The organism is Flavobacterium endoglycinae, from assembly GCF_017352115.1.
GTDB classification, from domain to species: Bacteria; Bacteroidota; Bacteroidia; order Flavobacteriales; family Flavobacteriaceae; genus Flavobacterium; species Flavobacterium endoglycinae.
On the sequence record NZ_CP071448.1, the window covers coordinates 2,507,936 to 2,531,574 of the forward strand.

A 23,639-nucleotide genomic window follows, 5' to 3' on the forward strand; every position below is an offset into this window, starting at 1 on the left:
TCTTATTGATCTTGTTTTATAAGATTATATAAAGTGGCTGCTGATTTTTTCCAGCTGTACTTTTCTTTAATCTCTTGCGATATAGCTTCAAAATCTGAGTTTACGTTTTCTTTTAAAATTTTTTGGAGTTTTATATTAAATTCAGCTTGGTTATTTGGATCAAAATAAAAATCATTGAAAAAACTAAAATCAGACATTGCTGTTTTATTTGAGCAAATTGTAGGAATTTTTGATGCTACTGATTCTAATGGAGGAATTCCAAAACCTTCAGCAAAAGAAGGATAAACAGATGCCTCTGCTCCTCGCAATAATAATAACATGGTTGGAAAATCAGTGTTTTTTAAGGTAACTATTTTCTCTTTTATTTCAGAATCTAGTGTAACAAAAATTTTATCGTATTGAGGATTTCCTATCGTATCATTTCCTATAAATAGAAGCTCATATTCTTTGTATAATTCCAGATCTGAAAAAGCTTTTAAAACCATATGATGATTTTTTCTTGGCTCCCATCGGCTTACATAAATAATATAATTTTTTAATGAAAATTTTTGAGCTACTTCATTCTTAATTAGGTCTTTGTTATAATCTTCAAAAAATACATCATCAATTGCATTTGGGGTAATTTCATAATTTGATAATCCAAAATGCTGCTGGATTTTTTGTTTCGAGTATTTTGAAACTGTTAATCTTATTTCGGACGATTTAGCACTTTGTTTATACAAAAACGTATTTAGTATTCTGCTGAAAAAAGAAAAATATTGAGGAAAATCAACAAACAAGATATCGTGTGTTGTAACAATGTATTTACATCTTTTAAATGGCGAAACAATATATTGAAAATGAGCAAAATCAATTTTATTTTTTTTAATGATCTGCGGTACATCAACAAGTAATCTTAGAAATTTGTTTTGATATTTATATTTTAAATAGGTAACATTTGAATGATTGCCAAAGACCGTTTTCAAATGATCTGGATTAGAAGAAACTAAAAAAAAATGAAGATCTTTTTTTGTAATCAACTCAGAATATAAGCCTTGTATATATGTTCTTGTTCCTTGAAAGCCAGTATCAAAAACATGACAGTCAACAAAAATACTGGTTGAGTTTTTAATATTCATTTTTTATTATTTTTTGACTATTATGCTCTCTTATCATTACTTCTCTAAGTGCAATCAAGAATCCTATTATAATCGATTTGTTGTCTAATTTTAAATATAATCCTAAAAATACCCAGTTAGATACGATCAGAAAAACACTTGACCCGATTAATAAATAATTTATAGCCTGAACGTTTCCGAAATCAGATTTTCTTTGTCTGTATAAAATGATCAAAAAAATCAGAAGAAATATAACGCCTAATATTCCTGATTTTAAAAACACAGTCATATATCCGTTGTGTACAATTGGAATATATTGAACATATTCGTGATCGTTAGTCCATACTTTTCTACCCAAATTAAGCGTCGATCCTAGACCTTCTCCAAAAAATATAGCTCTATTTCCTTTGGCCGAAACTTGGTTAACGGCAATTATATTTTCAAACGATCTGTAATTGTCATTAAAATCTTTCCAGTCATCTTTGTCAATTTTAGTTTTAAAAGCTTCTTGAGGAGCAATTTTAATTTTATACAAAAAAGCCTGAATTCCTTTACCCTCCCTTTTTGGATTGATATAAACAATGGCTGTATAGCCTACAATTGTGGCTAATATGACAAACAAAATTACTTTTAAGGACTTCTTATTCAAAGTCAAATATCCTTTTAAACCCAAATAAAGAATTATAAACTGAATCAAGTTGGTACGTGCCAGATATAAAAAACTTGATAACCCTATTATTGCAATTAAGAGTATTCTTTGATGTTTTGGAATTTCTAATTTCAGGTTTTTATAAAAAATAAGGATAATGAGTATGTAGATTTCATAATCACTGAAATAACCACCATGTTCTCGTAAAAGGTTTACACTTAAAGATCTAAATTGAATTACGGCAATTAGTAACATTGCCAAGTGCATAATGGCTATCGCTAATCCTGTATAAACCAATACTTTTACTCCCAATTTACTGCTGAATCTGCACAGTTGATACCCAACCAATAATCCCAAAATGGGCTTAACTAAATACGTAAAATCTCTAATGAATAAAAAAATGGTTGTTCTGCTGAATAAAGTAGAAACAATTGCAACTAAAAGTATTAAGAGAAAAATAGCGGAATATTTTATTATAACCGCAGAGTATTTTCTTTTAATCGTTAATAGTAAAGTTAAAGACCAAATGGCAAAAGTAAGTTCATAATTAGCAAACAAGGAAACACCAATGCAAAGCAAAAATAAAATCTGATACGGGAAGCTTTTATAAATCGTGATATTCATTATTCCTTGCTTAATCTAATTATTGGTTTTAAAACTATACCATATAAAACGATCACCATTAGTTCGATACTAATTGTAGCTAAAAAAGCGCCTTGTAATCCAATATTTTTCACTAATAAAAAAAACACAAGCAAACTAAAAATAGAGGAACCAATCGTAATATTTATATATACTTTATTCTTGTCTAATGCAAAAAGTAATTGTTTTAAAGCAAAGGAAATTGCCATGAATACTGGTATAATCAAACCCAATCTGAAAAAGAATGTCATAGATTCTAATTCATTTGAAGGAATATTAAAATATAACAAAATTGGCTCTGTTAACACAAATGCAATAATTACTAAAAATAAAACAAATAGGTAATTAAACCCATTATATTTCAACCAGTTTGAAATTCCGTTTTTTAAACTCATGTGTATCTGCAAACAAACATCGGCATATATAAAGTTGAAGAACATTTGCAAATAAGATCTAAAAGTCATTACAATTTGTTCTATAATTCTATATTGTCCTGCCATGCCATTTCCTCCTACATAACTAATTATCATTATGGGCAGATATTGATAAAAGGAAAGAAACAATTGAGAAAAAGTCAGCGAAAATTCTTCTTTCAACAATCGTAAAGCATCCTGATTAACATTGTGATAGAATCGTAAATTGTATTTTTTTATCAGACTGATTAATCCAATTAAACTCGAAATTATTAATCCCAATCCCAAATAAGCATTGGCATAAATATAATCATCCTTTTTATGGATAAAAATAAAAATGCCGGCCACATAAATTGCTTTAGAAATAATATTGATAAAAGAAATCCATTTGTAATTTTCCAATCCTTGAAAAATCCAGGTTGGGTTTATTAATTGGCCAATTACATATAAAAAGCTAAAAATAAAAACCGCTTGTTCTTTATTAAAAAACGGTATAAAAGAAATAACCAAAAAAGCGGTAAATATTAAAATTACAAGCAAAAACAATTTCATTACATAAATTGAAACTATTTTCTTTTTTATTATTTCAGGGTTATTTCTGTTAATTGATATTTCTTTGGTTCCGTTGATATAAGAACCGTAATCAATTAAAACATTTAATACTAAAGCAAACGAAAATCCAACTCCAATTTTTCCTAAACCTTCTTTTTCACAAATCATTACTAAATACGGCATCACCAAAAGTGGACTTACCAGATTAACAATCTGACCAATTCCATAAATAACAAAATTTCTAATTCGGTTATTCTGTATTATATTTTGGTAATTTGTTTTAAACAAGATAGTGTGATTTGCTTACAATATTGGTATAAGTTTTAAGTCGATTTTAAAATTATGTACTTAATTATAAGAATCTTACATAATATTTTTATATCGAAACCAGATAAAAAGAGCCACAAAATTGTGGCTCTTACATATTGGTAAAGTAACTTTATTTTACAATTAACTGTATTTGATCGTAAAGTGCTTTTTCTGAATAAAACAACGGATCATATTTTCCTTCCTTTGTTTTGATATTTTGTACAACAGAATTTTTCTTGTCTATAATTTTTACACAATCATTCGGAATGAAATAGTTAAAAAATAATGAATCTTTAGCTTCAAAACTTTTACTGTAATATTTCATTCTGAAATTTTTGATTACGATTTCTTTTTGTCCTTCATTTGTTCCAAAATCAATTCTAATGTAATTTGGAATTACATCTTCAGGCAGATTAAAAACAATATCCTGCGGGTTATCATTAGCTTTTACAGCAGTCCAAACCGAATTTTCTTCTTTATAAGGAACTTCATAGGCATCTTGACTATAATATAACTGAAAATTATCGTCTGTTTTTACTGTTGCTGTCAAAGTTACCTGAAAGTTATTGTTTTTTGTTTCAACTTCAACTGGCTTAACCTCATCTTTCCCAGCTTCTTTCTTACAAGAAGTAAACGTTACAAATAAAATTAAACTTGCAAAAAATAGTTTTGTTCTCATTTTAAAATTTTTTTGGCTAATTTAGTTTTTAAACTTTAATAAAAAAGCTTTCCTTTAATTTATACTATTTAAATTTTTAGACATTTTTCTCGACAATTAATAACTTCTGTTTTCTATAAAAAGCTTTAAAAAATTGTAATAAAATGTACATAAAAACAAATAAAAAAGGAAGAAGCAATTTCTTGTTCCCGTACAGGATTCCTTGTTTTTCAATATTTAATGTTGTACTAATATCTTTTATAATTTTGTCATACCCTATTAATTCAAGTCTATGACCTCCTTGTTCACCTATTAAATCGCCTTTTGTTTTAATAACATCATTAAGCTGGCTATTCTCATTATAATAAACTAATTTGTCACTTTTTTGAGAATTGTTGTTGGTAGAAAATTCTTTTAATACACCATCAATCTGAGAAATAGTTGCCTCATTTTGCGCCATTTTTGCTTTAACATTAATCAATTGCGCTTGCTGAATTTTTTTATAAAAGTCTGATTTATTTAAAAAATTCAAAAGCGGATCTGTTATTTTTTTATTATCAACTAAGCCATCTGTCATAATTAAAATTCGGTGATATCGATAATTTTTACTTGTTAGATTATCTTCAATAATTTTTTTGATATCTCCGTTATCTGCCATCAATTTTATTAGTTCAAAATTCTCCGGTTTATTTTCAATCAATTTATAGATGTCGGTAATAGGTTTTATCTCAATAGATTTAAGGCTTTCGGGATATTTAATTCCAACAACGTTTTTTAAAAAAAGCGTATCAGATTCATCAATTTTTGAATCAATTAAATCAATTTTAGAATATAAATAATCTGTGCTCTCAAAATTAGGTGTTACAATAATTTCATGTTTATATCTTTTTTGAGTATGATCCAGAAACATTCCCAAAACAAAACCTAAAACAACTAAAACTGCAAGAATAATCCAATTGCGAATAAAAAACTGAATTGCACGGAAAATCTTGGTATTCATTCGGTCGAAAAAATTACCTATACTTTTCGAAATCTGAAAAATATCAATTTCTTGATCTTCTGTATTCTGCGGTACTTTTGTACTCATTTACAATTTTATTTTATGTTGAAAATCTGTTCCAAAATTTTGATTGTAATCAAATAAGTCGGTTTTACGCCAGTTGTCCCAAGTCCGCCTGAAGCTAATGTGCTTCCCGTTTCAAGAGGATTATCTGAAGCATAATAGGCATATCGAACTTTAATATCCTGAGGAACGCTTTTTCTGATTTTTGATGCCGACTGAATGGCTTTCTGATAATAGGATCCTTCCATTTCCAGACCAATTACACCCCAGGTAGATTCGTGGAAAAACTTCAATAAATCTCTGTTTTGTAATGATGTTCCTAAAACGGTAACCATTGCACCTTCGTAAATGTCAATATCGTTTCCTTCAAACATAGCGCCTGTTAATTCATTTTCGAAGAAATAATTATCGGCTGTTCCTTCGTTGATATGTGCCGACGGAATCATGATATCGCCTTTTCCTCCTTCTAGAATTCCGGCTTTCCCCATAATCGAAACTGATTTTACATTTAGTAAAGTTTCTTTTTTATACGGTTTTAAAAGTTCGTCGATCGTTTCGTAAGCCTGCTCCCCAAAGGCATAATCCATTACGATTATAACTGGTTTTTCTTCTCCTACATTGGCGTGCGAAAATGCGGTTTTTGACCAGTCGATTTTAGCGGTATCAAAAATCTGAACATCGATGTTCGTTCCCGAACAATCTGGTAAGGAAATCATTCCGTTTTTCAGTGCCAGTTCTTCGACTTGCCCTCTGATTTCTTTTGAACCTGAGTTGCTTAATTCTTCATAAATAAAGAAATCATTTTTGCCTTTGTATTTTGATGTTAACAACGGAGTTGCAAAAATCGAATTCATCACACTGTGCATATTGGCACTAATAACATGTATTGGACGCTTTAAAAGATTATTTTCTTTTAATACTTCTTTGATATTTGTTGCCCAGATTTCTCCGTGAATATGATGTCCAAGACGTTCACGTAAAACGGGACTAAAAGTAATCGTTCGTTTGTTATTTTCGACAATTTCTTCGATTGCTAATTTTCCTAACCAGTAAATGACATGAAGGAAACGATCTGGTGCATTTTCTGAACCAAAAGCATCATAAATATCTAAAACCTCTTCAAAAGTTCTGGCTAAAATATTGGCTACGTGAGAAATCGCTTTTTCTTTTTCAATCTGAGAAAGCTTTTTTGTCTGCATTACAGCTTGTTCTAATTTCTGCCAGTCGCGTGACACTTCTCCGCCATCATCAATTAAAACTCTGTTTTTAATTTTATGTGATTCAATGAAAATGAAAGTCAAATGCGTCAGAATATCATAAATATCCGAACGACCGCGCGTGATTTCAACATTCATTTGTTCTTCGTCGATTCTGTAGCAGTTTCTTCTTCTTTTTGGAGGAACAATCGGCTGAAAATGTGATTTTGAATAGCCTTCATCAGAAGTTAAATTGATAAATCGGCATTGTTCAATTCCTATAGGAAGACGTTCTATAACGTATAAAAGTCCGTTAAGTTCTACTTTTTCTTCGGCAATATTTCCGTAGATTTCAGGACGTAATGCCAGTAATGATTCTCTTAAACTATCACCAGAAACTCCCATTGGTTTGTAAAAACCACGGTTGAATAAATGGCGCATTGTAATGTACATTTTTTCGATAGCTGCAGATGATTCCTGCGCTCTTGATCTTGATATATGTTTGGTTTCTTTCATGTCTTTATTATTTTAGAATCTTCTTTTTAAGAAGATAATTCGAATTTTCGAGGGAACGAAAGTAGGAATTATATATGTAACTTTAATAAAACGGTATTTAACAAATTGTTAGATAGTGGTCTGAAATTTTTTATTTCAATTTATCCGCAATATCCCTGTTATTGGATAATCTCGGAATTTTATTTTGTCCGCCTAATTTTCCCTGTGATTTCATGTATTCTTGAAATCCGTTTTTTGAAACTTTAGTTATGACTACTTTCTGCAATACATTTCCAGTAATTAAATCGTCATAATAAATGTTTTGCTTTCGCATGGAGTCGTCTATAGCTTCGGCGAAAGCCTGAATATTATCCGGTTCTTTTTCAAATTCTATCAGCCATTCATGATACGGTAATCCGGTGGCTGGCGTGATCTGCGGCGCAACGGTAAATTCGTTTATTACAATATTGCTTCCGGCGGTTGCTTCTTTCATTGCATTTTCGACTTCGTTGGCAATAACGTGTTCTCCAAAAGCGGAAATATAATGTTTTATACGTCCCGAAACTATAACACGATACGGTTTTAAAGAAGTAAACTGAATCGTATCTCCAATATTATAACCCCAAAGTCCGGCATTTGTAGACACAATTAAAGCATAATTTACACCTAACGCAACTTCGCCAATAGTATATCGTTTTGGGTTTTCGGTAAAGAATTCATCGGCTTTTATGAACTCGTAGAAAATACCTGAATTCAACAATAAAAGCATTCCTTTTTCTTTCTGTGAATCTTGGTATGCAAAAAATCCTTCAGAAGCAGGAAACAATTCTATACTGTCGACTTTTTTACCAATCATTTGTTCAAATTTGGCGCGATACGGTTCGTAATTTACACCGCCGTAAATGAACAAATTGAAGTTTTTGAATATTTCGCTGATCTTTTTTCCACCACTTTTTTCTTGTAAACGCTCAAAATACATTTGAACCCATGACGGAATTCCCGAAATAATACTCATGTCTTCTTGAATCGTTTCGTCGACAATGGCATTTACCTTTGTGTCCCAATCTTCAATACAATTGGTTTCCCAAGAAGGCATACGGTTTCTTTGCAGGTATTTGGGAACAAAATGCGCTACAATTCCAGAAAGTCGTCCGAATTTAATTCCGTATTTTTCAGTCAGAATAGGACTTCCTTGCAAAAAGATCATTTTTCCATCAACGAAATCTGCATTTCCCGTTTCATGAATATAGTGCAGAATCGCATTTCTGGCTGCACTAATATGCGATGGCATTGATTCTTTGGTAAGCGGAATATATTTGGCACCGGAAGTAGTTCCAGAAGTTTTGGCAAAATAAATCGGTTTTCCTTTCCAAAGAACATTTTCTTCGCCCACTTTTACTTTTTCGATATAGGCTTTCAAATCTTCATAATCCCTAATGGGAACGTTTTTTTGAAAATCAGCAATTGTATTTATAGCGCTAAAATGATGATCTTTTCCAAACTGGGTTTCTTTGGCATTTTTAATCAAACTCTCAAAAACTTCTAATTGAGTTTCAACCGGTTTGTTAGCCCATTTTAGGGTTTGGTTGTATATATTTCGGGCAAATATTTTTGCCGCAATTGATTTAATCGACATTTTTTGTGGTATTATTTTTTGTCACTTTTCTTTTTTCCCGTTTTGCTTTGGCTCTGCTCCTTGTCAATTTTAGCGACTTCTTCTCTTAATTTGATTTCATCTTCGGTTGCTTTCATATCAACATCTGAAGATTCTTCTGTTTCTGCTATAATCGAGTCTTTGTTGAATTTTGCGTATTCTAATTCTCCTTTTAAAACTTTCTGAATTCCTTTTATATAGGCTTCGTTTTGTTTTAAAGCTTTTTCAAGCGAATCTGATTTTATGGCTAATGCTGTCGCATTCTTTTTTAATTCAGAAGAAGAATAACCCGGTATAAATTCCCGAAGCGGCGTAAAAGCAATAATATAAGTAGTAATTGAAATAAGAAAAATACCGCCTAGAGTAAAAGTCACAAAAACATTCATTAGGTTGAGTTTCAGCGAAAAAATTTCTTCAAAAGTGTTTTCATTCAAAATAACCAATCGGTTTTTTGTAAATAATTTTTTTCTAAAACTGCGTTTTTTCTTTTTCATTTTGTTCAATATACAAGCAAATATAATAATTAATCGTATTGCTGATGCCTGATAAAAATAGGCAAATCTTGTAATTTAATCATTTTATAAAATATTTAACGCACCTAAAAATAAATATTTTAATCCAAAAACTCTTGTTGTTCGTATATTCTATATACCTTTGCGGTGAAAATCAAGAAATAAATTTGCTTCGGCACTAAATATAAAACCATGGGAAGATTAGGTCTTACAGAAATCCTTGTTATAGTAGGTATTGTGATATTACTTTTTGGAGGTAAAAAAATTCCAGAATTAATGAAAGGTTTAGGAAGCGGTATTAAAGAATTTAAAAATGCTGCTAAAGATGATCAGCCTGCTGCTTCTAAAAAAGAAGAAGAAACAAAATAATAAAATTCGAACGTATTTAAATCCCAGATTACAAATTTGTAGTTTGGGATTTTTTTATGTTAGAATTTTCGCAAAATTCGAATTTATCCTTTGTAGAAGTTTTCTTTAAAAAAGGAAAAAATTAACGCAAAACGGGATTTTTTATTATAAATTTTAACAAAAAATTATAATATATTCTTCATTTTACTACTTTTATCCCAAAATTTATCCTTAAAAGTAGTGAATATGACCGATTTAACTCGTAGACGTTTTATTAAAAATGTTAGTTTCGCAGGAGCTGCAACGTTAGCCTGCGGTTCTATAACAGCACAAAATACCTTCACTAGTTTTTTAGATTTAGAAACAGAAAAAGGAGAAAATCTTTTATCTAAATTTTCTAAATCTTCTTTTTCAAATAATTTTCTTTTCGACAAATCGCTTCTAAGCTGTTATAATAAAACTATCGTAAACTGGCAGAAAATAGGTTACGAGTCTGCATCTGACTATTGTTATACTTCTCCAGACGGACGTTTGAAAATGTTTTCTATGCATCTTATCAAAAATTCGCAGAAACTAGACAACGTTTTATTGTGCTTTGGTAAAAATGAAAATGGAGAATGGAGAACCATACGATCTTTATCTGGTTTCGAACTAGAAGCTATTTCTCAAGCTAAAACAGAATTCAAAAAGTATAATGCCAATATTGATTTGTCTCAATATTTATTTCCTTCTTCAATTCAACCCGTAAATCCCTTTGGTTATATAACTCCTAGGGGAAGTGTTGAATTAAAAACTATTTTATCTGAAAAAGAAACGATTACTAAAATCGTCGTAAAAGAAGGAAACAATAAAATATTCGAAAAAAATATAATCTCTGAGCATACACTTTCTGTAGATTCTATTTTGGCTTAATAAAAAAATTAAAATAACATTTAAAAATATTTCAATATGGCTGAGCCTTTTTTAGCTGAATTAAGAATGATGTCGTTTTCTTTTGCACCACAAGGATGGGCAATGGCTAATGGACAATTATTACCTATAAATCAAAATCAGGCATTATTTTCTTTGTTAGGAACTACGTATGGTGGTAATGGGCAAGTCAATTTTGCATTACCTGACTTAAGAGGGAGAACACCAATTCATGTTGGAAGCGGATACAATTTAGGTCAAAAAGGTGGTGAAGAAAGCCATACTGTTACTATTGGAGAAATGCCGCAACACTCACATCGCTTTCAGGCAAAAGATAATGCGGTCATCACCAATATTCCGAGTAATACTAATTTTTTAGGAAATACTGCCCCTAATTTAGTTTACAGCGGTCAAAATCAAAATTTTACTGCCATGAATGCCGGCTCTATCTCCAATATTGGAGGAAGTCAACCGCATTTAAATATGCAGCCATATCTGACTATAAATTTTTGCATCGCTTTACAAGGAATCTTTCCTTCTCAAACATAATTATTAATTCGTAAAATTTAAGAAATGGCACAACCTTACGTTGGTGAAATCAGAATGTTTGGCGGAAATTTTGCTCCTGCAGGATGGATGTTTTGCGAAGGACAAATAATTCCAATTTCGGAATATGAAACTTTATTTAATTTAATTGGAACTACATACGGTGGTGATGGCCAGGAAACTTTTGGGTTACCTGATTTTCGCGGAAGACTTCCTATTCATAACGGTACAAATCCCGCTACTGGAACTAATTATCAGCTGGCTGAAACCGGCGGTGTTGAGGAGGTAACTTTATCGGTTAATCAAATTCCGTCACACAATCACAGTCTTCTCGCCACTACAAATCTGGCTGATACTGCTAGTGTTGTAAATGCGCAGTTTAGTGCCAATCCTCCGGGAAGTAAAATGTATTCAAGTGCTGCTCCCACAACAGCATTAAATAATCAAATAATTACTGCTGCCGGCGGAAGTCAGCCTCACAGTAACTTTCAACCGTATTTGTGTGTGAGTTTTATTATTTCATTGTATGGATTATACCCTCAATTCTAAATTCATTTTTAATAAAAAGAAAAATATATTATGGATCCTTTTGTAGCTGAAATACGCATATTTCCATTCAACTTTGCACCAAAAGGCTGGGCTTTTTGCAATGGCCAAATTTTACCATTATCTCAAAACACAGCACTTTTTTCACTTTTAGGAACAATGTATGGAGGTGATGGAAAAAGTAATTTTGCACTGCCTAATATGCAGGGAAATGCACCTATGCACCCAGGGCAAGGACCTGGATTATCATTACACAACCTAGCAGAACAAAGCGGAAGCGAAACAGTTACTCTTTTAGAATCTGAAATTCCTAATCACTCACATTCAGTAATGGCAGCTCCGCTTAATTCGCAATCAACTTCTCCTGCTAATAATAGTTTAGGACGAGGAAATCCTATTCGAGTTTATACAGACACTGGAGGTCAAACGGTACAAATGGGTTTAAATACCATTGCACCAACTGGAGGAACACAGCCTCATAACAATATGATGCCATACTTAACATTGAATTTTTGTATTGCCCTTCAGGGTGTTTACCCTCCAAGAACATAATTTATAGTACAGTTGAATTTAGATATACAAGATATCAAGTTTAGGGATATCAATGAAAATGATATAGCTCTACTTCGTGAAATCTACGGAAGTACACGAAAAGAGGAGCTGGAAAAAGGAACGAATTGGAATGATGAACAAAAAAGACTCTTTATTGAACATCAGTTTTCAGCCCAGCATGAATATTATCAAAAAAATTACTTAGGGGGAAAATTCTATGTAATTGAAAAGAAAAACATCCCGGTTGGAAGATTGTATATTGATTACTTTTTTGAAAATAAAGGTGTTAGAATTATAGACATCACCATATTACCTGAATGGAGAAATCAAAGTATTGGCAGTTCAATTTTAAAAGAAATACTTAAAAAAGCTGCTGATAGTAATTTAAGCGTAACCATTCATGTGGAAACTTTTAATCCTGCAATGGAATTATATAAAAGACTTGGATTTAGAAAAATTAGTGAAACAAATGGTGTTTACCATTTAATGGAATGGCGTTCCAAACAAATTGAATAACAATTAATTGTACTATATGGATATATCTTTACTCTCTGTAAACAACTTTAATCCGTTTGTAAACAAAGTATTTATCTTTAAAATTTCCGAAGAAATTCAGCTCGATGCCGAACTAATTTCGGTCACAGAATCTAATGGTTATTCTCCTTTAGAACGAACTCCCTTTTCTTTAGTTTTTCGTACAAATCAAAAAAACGAATATTACGAGCAAGGTATTTTTAACATAATACATCCCGAAGAAGGCAGCTTAGAGTTATTTCTTTCTCCACTTGGTTTTGATGAAGTGGGAATGAAATATGAAGCCGTATTTTCTTAATTAGGCCAATTTTAAAGTGAAAAAAAATGAAAAATAACAAACTCTTAGTTATAATAATACTAGTTGGATTTCTAAGTTTCGGAATGAAATACAATAGCATTATTACTAAAAAATTTGTTGCTCCTGTTATTGAGCAACTAGCTAAAGCTGAAAAAGTTTTTATAAAGCAGATTGAGCCTAATAAAAGCAAAAGGCCTATTAATAAAGAAAATACAAAAAGTACCTTGGCTGTAGCACCTGCTATTACGGTTACAAATGCTGTGGCTGTAAACGGAGGCGGAAATGCAAAACCGGGATCTCAGCTTGATTTTACCATTACTATTACCAATAATGGCACTGACGCGCTTGGAACTACCTTTCAAGATATATTGGATTCTAATTTAACATTAGTTCCAAATTCTTTCAAAACAACTCCTATTGCCAATGATGATTCCTATAGTTGTATCGGAAACGTTGGTATTAGTGTAAATGCTGCTCAAGGTCTTTTAGCAAATGACGCAAATCCGGAAGGTAGCACTATGACGGCTTCTGTTTTAACAAATCCAGCAAAGGGAACTGTTGTTATAAATGCAGATGGTTCTTTTACTTACAATTCAAATGCAGGATATTCCGGATCAGATAGTTTTACTTATACTGTAACCAATACAAGCGGAAAAACCTCAACTGCTACTGTAAATATTACTGTAACTACTCCTATCATATTTTTTAAAGGAGATGCTGCATCTGCAGGAAACGGAACTTTAGCCACACCCTATAAAAGCTTAACGGGAAATACGAGTGCTAGCAATGCAAGTCCAGTATTTATTTACAGCGGAACACTTTCTGGACTTTTAACTTTAAATAATAATCAGAAAGTTATTGGTCAGGGAGCAACATCAAGTCTGCAATCTATATTAAGTCTATCTGTACCTAGTTATAGTAATGCACTGCCTTCGACAGGAACATCAAATCCTATTATTGCTGGAATAACCTTAGGTACAAATAATGATATTCAGGCAGTAGCACTTACAGGAACTTTATCTGGAAGTAATGCTGGAAATTTAAAAATAAAAAATGCTACTATTGCTATTACAAATAATTCGCAAGCTGTAAATATTAACGGAGGTGGAGGTACACTCGATTGTATATTTACTAGTATTTCTACAAACGGAAATGTAAAAGGTATTTCAATAACAAATACTGTTGGAAGTTTTGAGGTTACGGGATCCGGAACAACGGCAGGATCTGGAGGTACAATTCAAAATATCTCGGATAGAGGTGCAGAGTTTATTACATGCGCTAATATTACACTTAGAAACATGAATTTTACAAATGCAAATACTTCATCTGTAATAGTTAGCGATCCAGAAGATGATAATTCGAATTCCAATGGAGCGCTTCATTTTAAAAACATTTCTGGTGGTGTAACCTTAGAAAATATTTCCATTTCTGGTACTACAAATTCTGTGGGTATCAATCTTAATAATGTAAATAATTTTGTTTTAAACAACAGTACTTTAAGCAATTGTGGAAGTGCCAATGGAGGTAACCCATATGTTGGAGGTATATTTGCATTAGATTTAAAAGGTACAAGTTCTATAACCAATACAACTGTTAATAATTCTTGGGGACGTGGTTTTTTTGGGTATAATGGTATAGCACAAAGTCCATCCTTAACTCTAAATGTTACAGGATCTCAGTTTAAAAACTCTTTTAATAGATCAAACGGAGATAGTAACTTTATTTTTCAAGCTAAAGGGACTTCAAACAATACTTTAGTTTTTAAGAAAAATGATTTTTCAAATTCAAAAACTACTGGTTTAGCTTTAAACTTTGATGGATTTTCTACAAATACTGTTCAAATTGGAGGAAATACACTCGCTACTGATGCCAATATCATAAATGCTGCTACTGTAAGCCCTGGAAGCAATGGTTTATCATTACAAGCTACTGGAGCTGCAACAGTAAATTACAACATTATAAATAATACTATTAAGGCTAGTTTTAATGGTACTTATGCATGTAGCGTAGGGCACCAAGGATCTGGAACAATGAAAGGCCGTATAAACAATAATACGATTGATGGTGGAGGTCTTGGTACAATTTGTAATGGAATTTATGCATCTGTAAGCGGAAATGCGAAACACATTACTGAAATAGCAAATAACACTATTAATAATGCAAGTCAATATGGAATTTTCGCTGATTCAAATGATAACAATATACAAAGTTCAGGAAGAATTGACGCTACAATAACAGGTAATACTATTAATGTGGTGACAAATGCATATGCAAATGTTGGTGTAGTTGCCTATGCAGATAATGCTTCTAGTACAATGATAAATGCATCAAAAATTAGTAATAATATAACCAATACAGCGACTGGTGTAGTGGCTACTTTTGACGTATTATCTCAAGGTACCAATAGTGAAGTAATTTTACAAGGTATCCCGGTTTATGTTGCTGGGACAGGAAATAGAACTTCTGCCTTGACAAGTTTTTGGAATGGAAATAATCCTTCAAGCACAAGAACAGCAATTGATGAAGGTGGAAATGGAAAAATAAATCCTGGAACGGTTACTCCTCCTGATAATGCCAATGCTTCAAAAATGGCTAAAAATCAAAATACTCCTGTTGAAGAAACCAGTACTGCTCCAGAAACTATTGCAGCTTCTTCAACAACACCAAGTACATCTTCAACTACAGCTAAAAAAGCATCTGTTAATGCAGTAAACTCAACATTGTCTGCAGGACCATTTATTATAGCTGCAGGAAAATCTACTATAATTACTTTTAGTGCAACAATTAATGATTCGGCAACGTTACCGCAAAATACTTGTTCGGTAACAAATCAGGCAACTGTAAGCGGTACTAATTTTGCAACAGTAAACTCTAATATTACAACAACATCAATCAAACCGGCGAGCGCTACCGTTACCACAGATACACAAAATATTCCTTGTTTAGGAAGCACAGCTGTAACTTTGAATGCCTCTTGCCCACTTGGTACGAATGCTGTTTGGTATACTTCGATGACTGGAGGAACAAGTTTTGCCACTGGAAATTCTGTATCAGCAACCCCTACTGCAAATAATACAACATATTGCGTGGCGTGCGAAACTGCTTATTGTGCAAGCGACAGAGTATTGGTAAAAACCGTTACTGGAACACCATCAACAACTTCGCCTGCCGAAAATATTTCAGTATGTGATTCTTATACATGGCCAGTTAATGGAACAACTTATACTAGTTCAGGAACTTATACAACAGTTATTGGATGTGATACCAAAACGTTAAATCTTGTTGTTACTCCTTCTACGACATCTACTCCTGAAACAGTATCAGCATGTGACAGTTACACTTGGGCTGAAGATGGCGTTACCTACACATCTTCTGGAACATACACACACAAAGTAGGATGTGATACTAGAACTTTAAATTTAACCATAACCAACTCAACAAGTTCAACTCAGACGGAAACTGCCTGCGACAGTTATACGTGGGCTGAAAACGGAACAACGTATACTTCTTCGGGAACATATACGCATACTGTAGGTTGTGATACCAAAACTTTATCACTAACCATTACAAATTCTACAAGTTCTACACAGACGGAAACTGCATGCGACAGCTACACTTGGGCTGAAGATGGCGTGACCTACACATCTTCTGGAACATACACGCATACTGTAGGTTGCGATACCAAAACTTTATCATTAACCATTACAAATTCTACAAGTTCTACACAGACGGAAACAGCCTGCGACAGTTATATCTGGGCTGAAAACGGAACAACGTATACTTCTTCGGGAACATACACACATATTGTAGGATGCGATACCAAAACTTTATCATTAACCATTACAAATTCTACAAGTTCTACGCAGACGGAAACTGCATGCGACAGCTACACTTGGGCTGAAGATGGCGTTACCTACACATCTTCTGGAACATATACGCATACTGTAGGTTGTGATACCAAAACTTTAGTATTGACAATTACAAATTCTACAAGTTCGACTCAGACCGAAACTGCCTGTGACAATTATACCTGGGCTGTAAACGGAACAACTTATACTAGTTCTGGAAATTACACAGCAGTTGTAGGATGTGAAACTAAAACTTTAGCATTAACTATTACAAATTCTACAAGTTCGACTCAGACCGAAACTGCGTGTGACAGCTACACTTGGGCTGAAAACGGAACAACGTATACATCATCTGGAACATATACGCATACTGTAGGATGTGATACTAAAACTTTAGTATTAACCATTACAAATTCTACAAATTCAACCCAGACGGAAACTGCATGCGACAGCTACACTTGGGCTGAAGATGGCGTGACCTACACATCTTCTGGAACATATACGCATACTGTAGGTTGTGATACAAAAACTTTAGCATTAACTATTACAAACTCTACAAGTTCTACACAGACGGAAACTGCATGCGACAGTTATACCTGGGCTGTAAACGGAACAACTTATACTAGTTCTGGAAATTACACAGCAGTTGTAGGATGTGAAACTAAAACTTTAGCATTAACTATTACAAATTCTACAAGTTCAACCCAGACAGAAACTGCATGTGGCAGTTATACGTGGGCTGAAAACGGAACAACGTATACATCATCTGGAACGTATACGCATACTGTTGGATGTGATACAAAAACTTTAGCATTAACTATTACAAACTCTACAAGTTCTACACAGACGGAAACTGCATGCGACAGTTATACCTGGGCTGAAAATGGAACAACATATACTTCTTCGGGAACATACACGCATACTGTTGGATGTGATACTAAAACTTTAGTATTAACCATTACAAATTCAACAAATTCAACTCAGACGGAAACTGCATGCGACAGCTACACTTGGGCTGAAAATGGAACAACGTATACTTCTTCGGGAACATATACTCACACTGTAGGTTGTGATACCAAAACGTTAGCATTAACTATTACAAACTCTACAAGTTCAACACAGAATGAAACTGCCTGCGACAGTTATACTTGGGCTGAAAACGGAACAACATATACATCATCTGGAACGTATACTCATACTGTAGGATGTAGTACAAAAACATTGATATTAACAATTAACGATTCATCTGTAATTGTAAAAACAGTTATTTTAAACTCTGGAGTATTAACTGCAGGTCAATCAGGCGCTGCTTATCAATGGTATAAATGTCCAAACACATTGCTAGCAAGTGAAACCAGCCAATCTTTTACGCCATCAGCGGCAGGAGATTATAAAGTTGAAATTACAGTTGGAGGATGCACTGTTTCTTCTAATTGTATTACAGTAACCAGTCTAGGAACGGATGAATTTAAAGTTGCCGACTTTAAAATGTATCCTATTCCAAGTAAAGGAATATTGAATATCGTAACGAAATATGATGGAAATTATATCATCATTGATTCATCTGGAAAAATTGTAAAATCAGTTGTTTTAACTGAAGGAATAATTAATAGTATTCATTTAGAAAATCTTGCTGATGGAATATATTTAATCCAGAATATAGATAACAGCAGATTTAAAGCTCAGAAATTTATCCTTAAGAAATAAAACACTTTAATAAATAAAAACTCCCAAACTACAAATTGTAATTTGGGAGTTTTTTTATCCAAAGATTCCAAAATTTTGGAATTTGGAATTTATAAAATTGGAATTTTTTACAAAATCATTGTCAGCTGAATTCTTTTTCTATCCTCATCAACCTCGGTCACTTTCACATCAACATGCTGGTGCAATTTGACAACTTCGTTTACGTCGCTTACATAACCTGATTTTAGTTGAGAAATATGCACTAAACCACTTTCTTTAATGCCGATGTCAACAAAACAACCAAAGTTGGTGATGTTATTAACAATTCCTGGTAATATCATTCCGGTTTTCAAATCTTTGATCGATTTTACGTTCGCATCAAATTCAAATACCTTAGCCGACTTTCTCGGATCTAATCCGGGCTTTTCAAGCTCTTTAATGATATCTTTTAGCGTAAGTAAACCAATTTCAGGTGTTACATACTTTTCGGGCTTAATAAGCGCGGTTTTCTCTTTATTAGCAATTAAGTCATTTAAAGAAATATTCAAATCTTTCGCCATCTTTTCAACAACCGGATAAGCCTCTGGATGCACCGCCGAATTATCCAGCGGATTTTTAGCATTTGTAATTCTAATAAACGCCGCTCCCTGCTGATAGGCTTTATCTCCTAAACGAGGCACTTTTTTCAGCTGTTTTCTATCTTCAAAAGGTCCGTTTTCAGAACGGTATTGTACAATGTTTTCCGCCAGCTTCTCCCCGATTCCGCTTACATAGCTTAATAAGTGCTTACTTGCGGTGTTGATGTTAATTCCAACCGAGTTTACGCAGCGAATAACCGTATTATCTAATTCTTCTTTTAATTTCGTTTGGTCCACATCATGCTGATACTGCCCTACTCCAATCGCTTTTGGATCGATTTTTACCAATTCAGCCAACGGATCTGAAAGTCGTCTTCCAATAGAAACCGAACCACGAACCGTTACATCATAATTAGGGAATTCTTCTCTTGCAATTTTTGAAGCCGAATACACCGAAGCTCCAGCTTCAGAAACCACAAATACTTGAATTGGTTTGTCGAACGCTATTTTTTTGATAAAAAATTCGGTTTCACGAGAAGCTGTTCCGTTTCCAATCGAAATTGCATCAATTTGATACGCGTTTACCATCGAACGAATTTTTTTTATCGCCATTGTCTCCTCGTTTTGAGGCGCATGCGGATAAATTGTTTCGTTGTATAATAAATCGCCTTTTTCATCCAGACAAACTACTTTACAGCCGCTTCTAAATCCTGGATCGATTGCTAAAATACGTTTTTCTCCCAACGGCGGCGCCAATAATAACTGACCTAAATTGTTAGCAAAAACCTGAATAGAATTCGCATCTGCCTTTGCTTTTGCTTCTTGCAGCGTTTCATTTCCAATTGCTGGATTCAACAAACGTTTATAACTATCTTCAATTGCCAGCTGTAAATGCGCTGTTGTATTGTTTTGCTTTTTAATGATGATTTCGTCAATAACATCGTAGGCATCGTCGATATCAACATCTATTTTCATTTTTATAAAACCTTCATTTTCTGCACGAAGCATTGCCAACAAACGGTGTGCTGGTGCTTTTGTCAAAGGCTCTTCCCAATCAAAATATTGACTGAATTTCTGTGCTCCTTCTTCTTCAGCTTTCTTTTTAACCACTTTGGTAGCAATCGTCGCTTTTCGCTGAAATAATCTACGAAGCTGTTTACGAACATAAATATTCTCATTAATCCATTCCGCTACAATATCTCTTGCGCCTTGAATAGCGGCTTCTTCGTTGACAACATTTTCATTAATGTATTGTGTCGAAATAAAATCGATATCAACATCACTTTCAGATATAATTAGTTTTGCTAAAGGCTCTAAACCAAATTCGCGCGCTACATCTGCTTTTGTTTTTTTCTTCTTTTTATACGGGAGGTAGAAATCTTCAATTTCTTGTAAATCAAAACTGTCTTCGATCTTTTTCTTCAATTCTGGCGTAAGTGCTTTTTGCTCCTCGATCGATTTTAAAACTGCTTCTTTACGTTTTATAAGCGTATCGTATTCTTTCTGCAATTTCGCAATCAGCTCAATAACAGTTTCATCAAGATTTCCTGTCGCATCTTTTCGGTAACGCGAAATAAACGGAATCGTACAATCTTCCTCTAATAATTTTACTGTATTTTGAATACTGACTGCGGGCGCCTGAACAGACTTGGCAATGAATTGAATGTTGGTCATGTTTTATTATTTAAAAAAGATGTAAAAAATGCGAGATTTTACGAGAATCTCGCATTTTATAATTTATAAGATTTTAAAATTTTATTAAATTGCTTAGATTTAATAAAATTGTGTTTTATTTTGTTTACCTGTATTTTTTCTAAAAAACCTAAATTTTCAAGATTATTCAAATCTGTCCTAGCTGTAAAATTTGAAATTCCAAATCTATTTTCCATTTCTTTACTACTCAAAACTCTATCTGAATCTTCGTTTAAAATTTTTAAAATTTGTGCTTGACGTTCATTTACATTTGGAATTTTTATAAATTTTGCTGCTTGGATTACTTCATTTTGTTTTCTACCAATATATTCTTTCAAAGCTGTAAATGCTTTCTCCATTGTTTTTATATGATAGGTAATAAAATAAGTTAAATCATTTTGATCAATTTCTGAATATAAAAAAGCCTTTTCATATTGAACTTTTGTATCTTTTATAATTGTTGAAATTGTTAAATATTCAGTAAGCCAATAACCATTTTTAAGCATATACCAATAAAATAATGCGCGTGCTGTTCTTCCATTACCATCAGAAAAAGGATGTATCCAACCTATCATAAAATGAATTATAATTCCCTTAATAATTGGATGAATAAACGTTTTTTGCTCTTCATTAAAAAACAAACATAAATCATTAATTAATTTTTGTAATTCTTCATTTTTTGGTGGTGTATGTATTACTTCACTATTAGAATAATTCACTACATAAATATCATTATTCTCTCTAAATCTTCCTTCATCTTCAACATCTTCTAATGTGTTATTTGATATAAGTTTATGAATGTATAAAAGATTTTCTGGTGTCAAACTATCATTTTTATGCTGAACAATATATCTCATTGTGAAATAATTATTCATAATCATTTGTTCTGACTTATTTTTTGGTTTACGTTCTTTTTGAATCATTTCTTTAGCAGCCTTTCTAGTAGTATTTGCACCTTCCATTTGACTACTTGAAATAGCTTCTTCCATTATCGAACTTATTAGAAATTTGTTTTTATCTGTATCTGTTATACCAATATTACTTCCTAAATTTCCTCCAATATGTAAATCAAAATGGTGTAAAAGCCTAAGAATATAATCTGTTACATTAAAATTAAATGAATAGGTTGCGAACGAAATATTTTGTTTATTTAACGATCTTGATAATTTAATAGCATTCCAATATTGTTCAGGTTCAACAGATTTTGTTTTATATTTAATTTTATCCCAATATAAATATTCATCATTGATTTCCTTTAGCTCTCCTGATAATGTCAGCTGAGTAAGTAAGTTAACAGTGTTATTGTCATATTTCGATATAGGAGGACTTTCTAACATATAACTTTTTTATGCTAAATTAGTAAATAATGCGAGATTTTACGAGAATCTCGCATTATTTACTAATTTAAATATTTTCTTAAATATTTCTACTAATATTCATTGAATCCAAAATAATATCTTTGTCATTATTTTTTGGCGAATGGAAATTTTATTACTGTATTTTTTATTTATAAATATCGTTCTTTTTATAATTGCTGGCTATGACAAATCTCAGGCTCGAAAAAATAACCGACGTATTCCCGAAAAAACCTTGTTTCTCATGGCCTTAACTGGTGGTTCACCAGGGTTATTAACAGCAATGTTATTATTTAAACATAAAACGAGTAAAACTTCTTTTATTGTGAAGTTTGCATTGATTATAGCAATTCAAACAGCGATTATAATTGCCTTTCTAAACTATAAAAAATAGATATTAACATTGTTGATAACTCAACAAAAAGGTATTTTATAGTATATTAAAAAACTGAATTATAAATACTTAAATAAAACACCGGACAAATTAAAAAATCGGCCCGGTGTGTTTATGAATAGGTGCGAAGCACCGAATTTTTGGATTTTTTACAAACAAGCAATTTTATTCACTCTGTTTTGATGCCTTCCGCCTTCAAAAGCGGTATCCAAGAAAGTTTCAACGATTTCAACAGCTTGATGAATAGAAGTAAATCTTGCAGGAATACTTACAATGTTTGCATCATTATGTAAACGTGTTAAATACGCGATTTCTTTAGTCCAGCATAAACCAGCTCTTACTTTCGGGTGCTTATTAACAGTCATTGCGATTCCGTTTCCGCTTCCGCAGATTACGATTCCAAAATCGGCTTTTCCTTCAGATACATCATTAGCAACTGGGTGTCCAAAATCTGGATAATCCACAGATGCATCAGTATCTGTACCGTAGTTAGTTACTTCATATCCTCTAGCTTTAAGCATTTCAACAATTGCTTTTTTATATTCGGGTCCTGCGTGATCGTTTCCTATCGAAATTTTCATTTTTATGTACTATTAAGTTGTGTACTGCAAATTTAATTAAAGAATACGGAAGTAAATCTTTTTAGAAAGGAAAATATAGATTTCAGCCACGAATTCACGAATAATCAACAATCTTAAAATTCTATAACTTTAATACCTCACGTCTTTAAAAAATTCTTGAATTAGTGACTAATTACAACTCCCTTACTTTCAAAACCTTATAGGTTATCAACAATTTTCATAACTCTATAACTATCTCAAAATCAATAAATAAAAAGCAGAATATTTGTTAAAATTTTATGGTGTTAATACGAGTTTGTAATTCGTTGATATTCAGTTAACTTTAAATTAACAGAAAATGTTAATAAGTTCGAAAAGAAAATTAGAAGTTTTTTTTGGTTGTTTCAGAAAAATACTTAATCCAAAATCGAAATTAAATATGCAAGAAAAGTTTCATGAATTTTTGGAAAAGTTATCAATATCAAAAATACCATTTTCAACAACTATGAACATATCAACTTATTTACAAAATGAATTCATTTTTGGTTGTCAA

At 32.3% G+C, this 23,639-nt stretch carries 20 protein-coding genes; 9 read left to right on the forward strand and 11 right to left on the reverse strand.

The window, feature by feature from the left end; translation table 11 throughout:
• Positions 1-2: 2 nt before the first annotated feature.
• The 8 genes from J0383_RS11035 to J0383_RS11070 all read right to left on the reverse strand — a co-directional run bounded on the left by J0383_RS11035 (position 3) and on the right by J0383_RS11070 (position 9,222).
• Positions 3-1,118, reverse strand: coding sequence for a glycosyltransferase family 4 protein (locus tag J0383_RS11035; RefSeq protein ID WP_207298431.1), 1,116 nt, complete (start codon positions 1,116-1,118; stop codon positions 3-5).
• Complete coding sequence (locus tag J0383_RS11040) at positions 1,108-2,370, reverse strand: hypothetical protein (RefSeq protein WP_207298432.1); 1,263 nt, start codon at positions 2,368-2,370, stop codon at positions 1,108-1,110. Before J0383_RS11040 ends, J0383_RS11035 begins: the two co-directional genes overlap by 11 nt.
• Positions 2,370-3,641, reverse strand: a complete 1,272-nt coding sequence (locus tag J0383_RS11045; protein WP_207298433.1) for an oligosaccharide flippase family protein — start codon at positions 3,639-3,641, stop codon at positions 2,370-2,372. The genes J0383_RS11040 and J0383_RS11045 overlap by 1 nt, the downstream gene beginning before the upstream one ends.
• A 151-nt stretch (positions 3,642-3,792) precedes the next feature.
• Positions 3,793-4,341: a hypothetical protein gene (locus J0383_RS11050; protein ID WP_207298434.1), complete on the reverse strand. Its 549-nt coding sequence runs from the start codon at positions 4,339-4,341 to the stop codon at positions 3,793-3,795.
• Between the two features lie 76 nt (positions 4,342-4,417).
• The gene (locus J0383_RS11055; protein WP_207298435.1) at positions 4,418-5,407 is read right to left on the reverse strand and encodes a toprim domain-containing protein; all 990 of its coding nucleotides are present in this window, start codon (positions 5,405-5,407) and stop codon (positions 4,418-4,420) included.
• A gap of 8 nt (positions 5,408-5,415) precedes the next feature.
• A complete protein-coding gene (locus J0383_RS11060) occupies positions 5,416-7,095 on the reverse strand; it encodes a DUF6909 family protein (protein WP_207298436.1) in 1,680 nt (559 codons plus the stop codon).
• A 130-nt stretch (positions 7,096-7,225) separates the two neighbouring features.
• A complete protein-coding gene (locus tag J0383_RS11065; protein WP_207298437.1) occupies positions 7,226-8,710 on the reverse strand; it encodes a GH3 auxin-responsive promoter family protein in 1,485 nt (494 codons plus the stop codon).
• 11 nt (positions 8,711-8,721) lie between these two features.
• The gene (locus J0383_RS11070; RefSeq protein ID WP_207298438.1) at positions 8,722-9,222 is read right to left on the reverse strand and encodes a peptidase; all 501 of its coding nucleotides are present in this window, start codon (positions 9,220-9,222) and stop codon (positions 8,722-8,724) included.
• 210 nt (positions 9,223-9,432) lie between these two features.
• Between J0383_RS11070 and J0383_RS11075 the strand changes: the two genes are divergently transcribed.
• The 8 genes from J0383_RS11075 (at position 9,433) to J0383_RS11110 (ending at position 18,528) form a co-directional block, all read left to right on the forward strand.
• Entirely contained in the window at positions 9,433-9,609 is a 177-nt protein-coding gene (locus J0383_RS11075) for a Sec-independent protein translocase subunit TatA/TatB (RefSeq protein WP_035646675.1), read from the forward strand.
• 225 nt (positions 9,610-9,834) lie between these two features.
• Positions 9,835-10,500 (forward strand): hypothetical protein, encoded by a 666-nt coding sequence (locus tag J0383_RS11080; protein ID WP_207298439.1) that lies wholly within the window; start codon positions 9,835-9,837, stop codon positions 10,498-10,500.
• Between the two features lie 36 nt (positions 10,501-10,536).
• On the forward strand, positions 10,537-11,046 hold the full coding sequence (locus tag J0383_RS11085) for a phage tail protein (RefSeq protein WP_207298440.1): 510 nt from the start codon (positions 10,537-10,539) through the stop codon (positions 11,044-11,046).
• A gap of 24 nt (positions 11,047-11,070) precedes the next feature.
• Positions 11,071-11,592, forward strand: coding sequence for a phage tail protein (locus J0383_RS11090; RefSeq protein WP_239023327.1), 522 nt, complete (start codon positions 11,071-11,073; stop codon positions 11,590-11,592).
• Between the two features lie 30 nt (positions 11,593-11,622).
• Positions 11,623-12,141: a phage tail protein gene (locus J0383_RS11095; RefSeq protein ID WP_207298441.1), complete on the forward strand. Its 519-nt coding sequence runs from the start codon at positions 11,623-11,625 to the stop codon at positions 12,139-12,141.
• A gap of 12 nt (positions 12,142-12,153) precedes the next feature.
• Complete coding sequence (locus J0383_RS11100) at positions 12,154-12,657, forward strand: GNAT family N-acetyltransferase (protein WP_207298442.1); 504 nt, start codon at positions 12,154-12,156, stop codon at positions 12,655-12,657.
• A 16-nt stretch (positions 12,658-12,673) separates the two neighbouring features.
• Entirely contained in the window at positions 12,674-12,973 is a 300-nt protein-coding gene (locus J0383_RS11105; protein ID WP_207298443.1) for a DUF6916 family protein, read from the forward strand.
• A gap of 26 nt (positions 12,974-12,999) precedes the next feature.
• Positions 13,000-18,528 (forward strand): Ig-like domain-containing protein, encoded by a 5,529-nt coding sequence (locus J0383_RS11110; RefSeq protein WP_207298444.1) that lies wholly within the window; start codon positions 13,000-13,002, stop codon positions 18,526-18,528.
• A 107-nt stretch (positions 18,529-18,635) separates the two neighbouring features.
• Here J0383_RS11110 and J0383_RS11115 read toward each other — a convergent pair whose 3' ends face one another.
• The gene (locus J0383_RS11115; RefSeq protein ID WP_207298445.1) at positions 18,636-20,759 is read right to left on the reverse strand and encodes a Tex family protein; all 2,124 of its coding nucleotides are present in this window, start codon (positions 20,757-20,759) and stop codon (positions 18,636-18,638) included.
• A gap of 56 nt (positions 20,760-20,815) precedes the next feature.
• The gene (locus tag J0383_RS11120) at positions 20,816-22,114 is read right to left on the reverse strand and encodes a Fic family protein (RefSeq protein ID WP_207298446.1); all 1,299 of its coding nucleotides are present in this window, start codon (positions 22,112-22,114) and stop codon (positions 20,816-20,818) included.
• A gap of 142 nt (positions 22,115-22,256) precedes the next feature.
• Here J0383_RS11120 and J0383_RS11125 point away from each other — a divergent pair, with 142 nt between their 5' ends.
• Positions 22,257-22,526 carry a DUF1294 domain-containing protein gene (locus J0383_RS11125; protein WP_207298447.1) on the forward strand — a complete coding sequence of 90 codons (270 nt, stop codon included), beginning with the start codon at positions 22,257-22,259 and terminating at the stop codon, positions 22,524-22,526.
• Between the two features lie 149 nt (positions 22,527-22,675).
• Here the strand turns inward: J0383_RS11125 and rpiB are convergent, their stop codons facing one another.
• Entirely contained in the window at positions 22,676-23,107 is a 432-nt protein-coding gene (rpiB, locus tag J0383_RS11130) for a ribose 5-phosphate isomerase B (RefSeq protein ID WP_207298448.1), read from the reverse strand.
• Positions 23,108-23,639: the final 532 nt, after the last annotated feature.